The sequence below is a fragment of the Parolsenella sp. genome (assembly GCF_982402205.1).
Genome location: NZ_CEVYAT010000070.1, coordinates 1 through 8,112 on the forward strand (window position 1 = coordinate 1; position 8,112 = coordinate 8,112).

General features: G+C 65.7%; 7 protein-coding genes and 1 pseudogene. 2 read left to right on the forward strand and 6 right to left on the reverse strand.

Annotated elements, in window-relative coordinates:
* The first annotated feature begins 75 nt into the window (after positions 1–75).
* Positions 76–852, forward strand: a pseudogene (locus AC1VTH_RS04995) (SDR family NAD(P)-dependent oxidoreductase).
* Between the two features lie 109 nt (positions 853–961).
* On the opposite strand, the gene AC1VTH_RS05000 reads toward AC1VTH_RS04995, so the two are convergent.
* The 6 genes from AC1VTH_RS05000 to AC1VTH_RS05025 form a co-directional block, all read right to left on the reverse strand.
* A complete protein-coding gene (locus AC1VTH_RS05000) occupies positions 962–1,720 on the reverse strand; it encodes an acyl-CoA dehydratase activase (protein WP_301829680.1) in 759 nt (252 codons plus the stop codon).
* Between the two features lie 9 nt (positions 1,721–1,729).
* The gene (locus tag AC1VTH_RS05005) at positions 1,730–2,887 is read right to left on the reverse strand and encodes a double-cubane-cluster-containing anaerobic reductase (protein ID WP_481335045.1); all 1,158 of its coding nucleotides are present in this window, start codon (positions 2,885–2,887) and stop codon (positions 1,730–1,732) included.
* A 357-nt stretch (positions 2,888–3,244) separates the two neighbouring features.
* Positions 3,245–3,436 carry a DUF6019 family protein gene (locus tag AC1VTH_RS05010; RefSeq protein WP_293674309.1) on the reverse strand — a complete coding sequence of 64 codons (192 nt, stop codon included), beginning with the start codon at positions 3,434–3,436 and terminating at the stop codon, positions 3,245–3,247.
* Positions 3,437–3,654: 218 nt separating this feature from the next.
* Positions 3,655–4,689: a Gfo/Idh/MocA family protein gene (locus AC1VTH_RS05015; protein WP_481335047.1), complete on the reverse strand. Its 1,035-nt coding sequence runs from the start codon at positions 4,687–4,689 to the stop codon at positions 3,655–3,657.
* Between the two features lie 162 nt (positions 4,690–4,851).
* Positions 4,852–6,111, reverse strand: coding sequence for an MFS transporter (locus AC1VTH_RS05020; RefSeq protein WP_481335048.1), 1,260 nt, complete (start codon positions 6,109–6,111; stop codon positions 4,852–4,854).
* A gap of 122 nt (positions 6,112–6,233) precedes the next feature.
* The gene (locus AC1VTH_RS05025) at positions 6,234–7,115 is read right to left on the reverse strand and encodes an SDR family NAD(P)-dependent oxidoreductase (protein WP_481335049.1); all 882 of its coding nucleotides are present in this window, start codon (positions 7,113–7,115) and stop codon (positions 6,234–6,236) included.
* A gap of 204 nt (positions 7,116–7,319) precedes the next feature.
* Here AC1VTH_RS05025 and AC1VTH_RS05030 point away from each other — a divergent pair.
* The coding region (locus tag AC1VTH_RS05030; protein ID WP_481335050.1) for a LysR family transcriptional regulator at positions 7,320–8,112 on the forward strand (793 nt) is incomplete at its 3' end.

Consider the following 8,112-nt stretch of genomic DNA (forward strand, 5'->3'; position numbering starts at 1 on the left):
CGTTCCTATTTATTGATACTTAACATATTAATGTCGCGGACAGGGGCGTCCGTGACCCCACAGAAGGGATTCGCCATGCGCTTTGAGGGCAAGAGTGTCGTCGTCACCGGTGCCAGCGCCGGCATGGGTCGCCAGATCGCCTACGACTTCGCCAAGGAGGGTGCCACGGTCGTGGCCGTTGCCCGCCGCGCCGAGCGCCTCGAGCAGCTCGCCGCCGAGGCCGCCGAGGTCGGTCTTCCCGGCAGGGTCCTGCCCTATGTGGGCGACGTCTCGAGCCGCTAGGCCAACGAGGGCATGGTCGACTTCGCCGTCTCCCAGACCGGCAAGCTCGACATCCTCGTCAACAACGCCGGCATCATGGACGGCTTCGAGCCCATCGCCGACATCGCCGACGAGCGCTGGGACCAGGTCTTCGCCGTCAACGTCAAGGGCCCGATGTACGCCATGCGCAAGGCCGTCCAGGTCATGCTCGAGCAGGAGACGAAGGGCAACATCGTGAACGTCGCCTCCATCGGCGGCACCAACGGTGCTCGCGCCGGCGTGGCCTACACGGCCTCCAAGCACGCCCTCGTTGGCATGACCGAGAACACCGGCTACATGTACGCCAACTCCGGCATCCGCTGCAACGCCGTCTGCCCGGGCGGCGTCGAGACCGAGATCGCCGGCTCGATGATGGCAGGCTCCGGCATCAACCAGTTTGGCATGGGTCGCGCCATGGCCGGCCTCGACTCCGACATCCGTCAGGCCAAGCCCGAGGAGCTCGCCTCGGTCGTGCTGTTCATCGCCTCCGACGAGGCCTCGTTCATGACCGGTGCCTGCGTCAAGGTCGACGGCGGTGTCTCCGTGAACTAGCCGGGACAATACCTGCCTGAGCAACTGTCCCACTCAAAATGGCCGGGGTGGCCGCTCGCACAAGAGCGGCCACCCCGGCCTTCTTACGTCTCAAGCTGCCGAGAAGAACCTACAGCTCGCAGGCCTTGAGCGCGGCGCCGATTGCCCCGGCGTAGCGGGCCTCGGGGCAGGTCGTGACCTCGCTGCCCAGAAGCGCTCCCAGACGCTCCACCACGTAGTCGTTCTCGCAGAGTCCCCCCGTGAGGAAGTAGGGGGCGTGCGACCCCTGGCCCGCGAGCGACGCCACGCGCGAGACCACGCTCTCGATGATGCCGTGGGCGATGTTCTCGCGCGGCTCGCCGCGACCCACGAGGCTGATGACCTCCGACTCGGCAAACACCGTGCACATGCTCGAGATCTTGACGTCCTCGCCCGCGCGCGCCAGGCTCGCAAGCTCCACCTGGTCGATGCCTAGGCGGTCTGCCATGACCTCGAGGAAACGCCCCGTGCCGGCCGCACACTTGTCGTTCATCGCAAACTTAGTGACGCGCCCGTTCGCAAGCTGGATCACCTTGGTGTCCTGGCCGCCCACGTCGATGACGGTGCCGTCGGTCCCAAAGAGGTGCGCCGCGCCCAGGCCGTGGCAGGTGATCTCGGTCACGACCTTGGTGGCGTAGGGCACCGCGATGCGCCCGTAGCCGGTGGCCACCACGCGCACGTCCTCGGCCGCCACGTCGACGCCCTTCTCGGCCAGCGCATCCCTCACGCGCCCGGCCGCGTCGACCGACGAGAAGCCCGTGGGCATGAGCAGCGTCTGCGCAAGCTCGCCCGTCTCCATCACGGCAACCTTGGTGGCCGTCGAGCCAATGTCTACGCCAATGCCCCGCATGCGCGCCTCCTACAGCGTCTCGATGAACGCGGCGATGCGCGTGTCGATCTGGCCCTGGTCTCCCGCGCTGTAGTCAGTCTCGATCTTCATGTACGGGATGCCCGCGCCCTCGACGGCGCTCTGCATCTTGGCGCTCTCGACGTTGAAGGTGTGGCAGGCCGTCAGCACGCTCTCGATCACGCCGTCGACGTGGTACTTCTCGCACATGGCAAGGGTGTTGTCCATGCGCCCGTCGTTGGGCGTCATGACCGAGCAGTTGATGTCGAGGTAGCGGTCGGCGATGGCGCCCAGGATGTCGTCGGCCTCGGCGTCGACCATCATGCGGCAGGTGCGCTCGCCCGAGCAGTCGTCCATGCAGACCACGGTGCCGCCGTTGAGCTCGATCGTGCGGCCGATCTTGTTGATGACGCCACCCACGGGGCAGCCCGTGATGAGGATGCGCTTGGCGTCCGCAGAGATCGGGCGCTCGCCGGCCTCGTAGGCGGCGCGGCGCTCGGCGACCTTGTCCTCCACCTGCTTGGTGAAGTTGTCGAGGTCGAAGTTGAACGTACCGGCGAACATCGTGCTCATGAGCTCGACGCCGCCCATCACCGGCGGCTGGGCGGCCTGGAGCTCGAACATCGCGAGCTGCGCGGCACGCAGGCGGTTGTGCCGACGGGCCGCCTCGCGTAGGTCGTCGTCGGTGATCGTGATGCCGTAGAGCTCCTCGAGGCACCCCTTGAGCAGGCGGCACTCCTCGCGCCAGCCCTCGCGCTCGTAGGCGCGCTCGCGGCTCTGCGGCAGGTGTAGGACGTGCACGGGCTTGAGCTCGCCCAGCAGCTCGAACATCTTCTTCTTGCCGTCACAGGTCGTCTCGCCAATGATCATGTCCGAGAAGTACGTGAACGGGCATTTCTGCGAGTAGGCAAAGCCATACGTCGACTTAATGAGCGGGCAGAGGTTGGCCGGAAGGACGCGCTCGGCCTCGGGGATGACCTCGTCGGACGTACCGCAGAGAGCCACGCTCGAGGCGCCCGCCGCGTCGATGATCTCGAGCGGGGTATAGCTGCACAGGTAGCCCACGATGCGGTTGCCCGCCTGCTTGAAGTCCTTGACGCGAATGAAGCTCGCCTTGCGCTGCTCGTTGAACTCCTCGAACGTACGCGGCAGTTCCTGAACCTGGGTCATATGCGTTCCTCTCCCTAGCGTGAGGGCCAAGCTTGCCTCCCCGCGGCGCTTACCCAATGTATGCAAGCCTAACAATGAGTGAGCCGTTATAGCCGCACGCCTACAACATATTCGCCAGACGGCACAGTGGGACAATAGTCCCCGGAGACCTATTGTCCCAGTTTTGCTGCATTATTTTATGTCCGAGAATAGCGCGAGAAGGGCGCAGCACCTCATGACAGGCTCCTCTTCCCCTCCACCGTTATCCGCGAATTACACAACGCCCGCGACAAATAACGAAAGAATCAGAGCCCTTTGTCACCACACTCCCAGGTAGGAATTGGCCTCGCGGCGCGTGTCTTGGCACGACAGCCGGGCTTACGGACGCTCCCCCGTGTCCTCAGGGTCCTTCGGGGAGTCCTTCTTGTACGGGCCGTCTTTCAGAGCCTGCCTGACCCCCGAGCGCACGGCGCTCCTCACGACAAAGTAGAGAGGAATGAGAAGCAGCAGCCACGGAGTCATCGTAAGGAGGAGCGACTGCGAAACAACGATCAGCTCATCTGGAATCATGACGTCCCCCATATCCTTGAGGCTGGCTTATGCACAGCATACGGCACGTTGCCCAATCGAATGGGAACTATCCGTTAAAATACTCGCCAGTAACGCAGCCGCGATTGAGACATCTGACAGCACCCCAGTCATCGACGCACGCAAAAGAGGGGCGGGAGGAAACGTTCCTCCCGCCCCAGGCGGCATGCTATGGGTCGCAAGCTCGCAACGTCAAAGCCCTACAGCTCGACGAGCTCGCCTGTCTCGGCAGCGCGCTTCACGGCATTGAGGGTGCGCAGCGTCTTGACGTTGTCGGCCGGCGTCACGACGGGGGCCTCCTCGCCGCGGACGACGCGCACGAAGTGCTTGAGCTGCATCTTGTGCGGCAGGGCCGGGTCAACGGCGGGCTGCTCCATCTGCAGCGGCTTGTGCCAGCTGGAGTCGCCGTCATAGCTCATGACCTGCAGGCGCGGCAGCGACAGGGCGCCCTTGGTGCCGCCGATGAAGTAGGCGTCGGCGTCGAACGGGCGGTACTGCGGATCCTCGCGAGCGGTGGCCTCCCAGTTCCAGGGGCTGGCCGTGGCATCGGAGATGGTCATCGAGGCGAGCGAGCCGTCGGCGAAGCGCACGTTCACAACGGCGGAGTCCTCGGTCTCGAAGCCACGGGCGGCGCTCGACTGCATGCCCTGGATGGCAACGGGCTCGCCCAGCAGGTAGCGGAGCAGGTCGACGTCGTGGACGAGGTTCACCAGGATGGGGCCGGCGCCCTTCTTGCGGCGCCACTCGACGTCGAAGTACTCGTCGTTCTTGTAGATCATGTAGTGGAACGAGGAGACGGTGAGCTTGCCCAGCGCGCCGCTCTCGATGATCTGCTTGGCCTTGTTGACGAACGGGTTGTGGCGACGGTGCTGGCCCACGAGCACGGGCACGCCGGCGGCCTCGGCCTCGGCGGCGAAGGCCTCGGCGTCCTCGAGGTTGTCGGAGATAGGCTTCTCAACCAGCGGAATGATGTTGCGCTTGACGGCCTCGCGAGCAACGGAGAGGTGCAGGCCGTTGGGCGTGGCGATGATGACGGCCTCAGGGCTCACCTCGTCCATCATCTGTGCGGGGTCGGTGAAGAACGGCACGCCGGCGGCGTCGGCCGTGGCGCGGGCGCCCTCGAAGGCGTCGGCGATGGCGACGAGCTCGGCCTCGGGCTCCTCGGTCACGAAGCGGATGTGGTTGCGGCCCATGGCGCCGGCGCCGATGACGGCAATGCGGACGGGGTTGGACATGATGCCTCCTATGCATCTGACGGCGCCGCCGCACGCACGGGGGCGGCGGCGCCGAATACGTGTGGGGGTCGGCCGAGGGGCTATCGGCCGACCGGGGAGAGAGTACGTGCGTACCCGAGCGGGAGGGCGAGCACGGGCACGCGGAATGGAACGGGGCAAGCCCTAGGCCTGGGCCTTCTTCTTGCTGTCGGAGACCATCATGTAGACGGTGAGGGCAACGGCCACGGCGGCGATGACGATGGCGCCGTAGAAGGACTGCTGGTAGGCGGCGTTGCCGGCCTCGGCATGGTACAGCACGGCGGTGATGGGCTGGCTGATCCAGGTGGAGGCGGCGTAACCCAGGAACATGATGCCGTAGTTGACGCCCAGGTTGGAGGTGCCGAAGGCGCCACCGGTCAGCGGCGGATAGATGACGAGCAGGGCACCAAAGCTAAAGCCAAGCAGGGCGAGTGCCACAAAGAATATGACCTGCGTGAAGCTCATCGACATGATGACGAGGGCCACGATGGTCACGACGAGGCTCACGAGCAGGGACTTGTAGGCGCCGATCTTGTCGATGATCTGGCCAAAGGAGAGGCGGCCGACGAGGTTCGCGCAGGTGTTCACCGTGACGACGAGGCCACCCAGGGCCACCGCGGCGGCGGAGTTGGGGTCGTCGAAGAGCTGCACGGCGCTGATCGAGGCAACCTTGCCAACGAGCAGGGTGCCGGCGGTGGCAGCGAAGGCGAAGGTCACGATGAGGACCCAGAAGCGCGGGGTCTTGACCATCTCGCCGGGGGTGAGGTCACCAAAGGTGCCGGCGTGGGCGCCGGCGGCGGGGGCAACGTAGCCCTCGGGCAGCCAACCGGCCTTCGGGGCCTTGAGGAACAGGGCCGAGACGAGAATCATCACGAAGAAGATGACGCCCAGGGCCTTGAGGGCGCCAAAGATGCCCAGGCTGGGAATCAGCAGCGAGGCGAGCACCGGCGACAGCACGGCGGGGCCGGCCGTCGAGGCGGCTAGGGTGATGCCGGAGGCGAGGCCCTTCTTGTCGATAAACCACTTCTGGCCCGTGGTGAGGGCGGGGTTGTAGCCCAGGCCGTTGCCGATGGCAGCGACGACGGAGAACCACAGGTAGAACTGCCACGGGGCGGTCACGGTGCCAGACATGAACCAGCCCACGCCATAGCAGACGGCGGCGGCAATGACGACGTTGCGCGGGCCGATCTTGTCGGAGATGCGGCCGGCGAAGATGCCGGTAATGGCCATAATCGTCTGGAAGACGGGGAAGGCCCAGGTGAGGGCGCCCGACCAGTCGGGGTAGACGGCGAGCAGGTTCTTGCTCACGACGGAGTACAGGGCGATGGAGCTGATGAAGAACATGGTGACGCAGGCGGCGGTGAGGACAACGCCACGACCCTTGTTGGAGTTCTCGGAAGCCATTCGAGCCTTTCTGATCTGGTTAGCGAAGATGGGACAAATTAGCCCGGAGCAATTTCGTCCCACGTTTCCTGCCCCTTGGGACGATAAAGCTCCGGGCTATATCGTCCCAAGGGGCAAAGAGCCTACTGGTCGGACGGGGTCTTGACGCCGGCCTCGTCGGTCCACAGGTCAACGCCGCGGCCCTTGAGGTAGTTCTCGGCGAAGGCGCGACGGCCGCCGGGCTTGGCGGTAAGGTCGCCCATCATGTTGGAGAAGCCGCCGTCGACCTTGATGGCGTCGCCCGTGGTGAAGTCGGAGCGGGTGGAGGCCAGGAACATGACGGCGTTGGCGATGTCGGACACCTCGCCGATGCGACGCGTGGCGATGAGACGGCTGCGGCTCTTCTCGACCTCGGGATCAGCGTAGAAGCTCGCGCTCATCGGCGTCTTCACGAAGCACGGCTCGACGCAGTTGGAGCGCACGCCGTAGGGACCCCACTCGGCGGCGAGCATCTTGGAGAGCATGTTGACGCCGGCCTTGGTGGAGCTGTAGACGCCGGAGAAGGTCTCGGGCGAGTGGCTGGCGACCGTGGAGATGTGCACGAGGCGGCCACGGCCGGCCTTGATCATCTCGCGGCCAAAGCGCTGCGAGGTGATGAAGTAGCCGGTGAGGTTGACGTTGATGACGTCGTTCCAGTCGGACAGGGGCAGGTCCTCCATGGGGGCGAAGCGTAGGATGCCGGCGGTGTTGACGAGCACGTCGACGCGGCCAAAGGCCTCGATCGTGGCGTCGACGGCGGCCTGGACCTCCTCCTCGCTGCAGGCGTTCATGCGGAAGCCCTCGGCGTGGATGCCAAACTCCTCGGACAGCGCGGCGGCAGCGGCCTTGACCTTGTCCTCGTCGAGGTCGAGCAGCACGACGTTCGCGCCGTTGCGGGCGAACTCGCGGCAGATCTCGACGCCCATGCCACCGAGCGCTCCGGTGACGGCGCAGACCTCACCCCCGAGGTTAAGCCAGTTGTTCATACGTTTCCTCCTCTTTCGCGCCCGCGCGCACGCCAGCCCCCTGGCCCGCCCGCGGGCGGGGACATGCGTCCCACCCATACAAAAGACGAGATAAACGCTACCGAGACAAACCTCGCGCGTGAATTACTCAATTGTTAGAATTGTGATAACCACAGGTTTATACCATGCGTGAGCTGCGCCTTTATTGCACCATGGGAGGCATTCGTGTACGACAGAAGACTCGACGCCATCGTTGCCGCCGCAAGCCTCGGGAGCTTCTCGAGGGCGGCCGAGCGCCTGTGCATCTCGGCCCCGGCCCTCGTGAAGCAGGTCTCGGGCTTCGAGGCCGAGCATGGCGTGACCCTGTTCGTGCGCTCCCACGCGGGCGTGCGCACCACGCCGGCGGGCGCGCGCCTCGTCGAGGACGCCCGCGAGATCATGCGCCGCAGCGAGGCGGCCCTGCGCCGTGCTCGCGAGGTCGACAGCGGCGGCGAGGCCGTGCGCCTCGGCGTGTCGCTCATGTGCCCGGGGCGCAACACCCTCTCGATGTGGCCCCTCGTGCAGCAGCTCGAGGGCGGTCTACGCCTCGAGATCGTGACCGTGGGAGACCTCTACGACCCCCGCACGAGCGTCATGACGCGCCTGGGCGAGGAGGTCGACGTGGTTCAGTCGAGCTACTCGACGTTTCGCTGGGGCGGATCGTGCCGCCTGCTGCCGCTGTTCACGACACCCTTCAAGATCGACGTGCCGCGCACCCACGTGCTCGCGAACCGCAAGCGCCTCACGCTCGACGACCTCGACGGCATGAGCATCCACATCCTGCGCCACGGCAACGACGCCACCGACCAGCTGTGCGACCTGCTCGCCATCGACCGCGACGTGCGCGTCATTGAGGCCGAGAGCTTTGACTTTGCCCTGTTCAACGAGGCCGAGGAGCGTGGCGACGGCGTGCTCACGAGCGGCGCGTGGTCCGAGGTGCACCCCGGCTTTGTGGGCATCCCCCTCGACTGTGGCATCC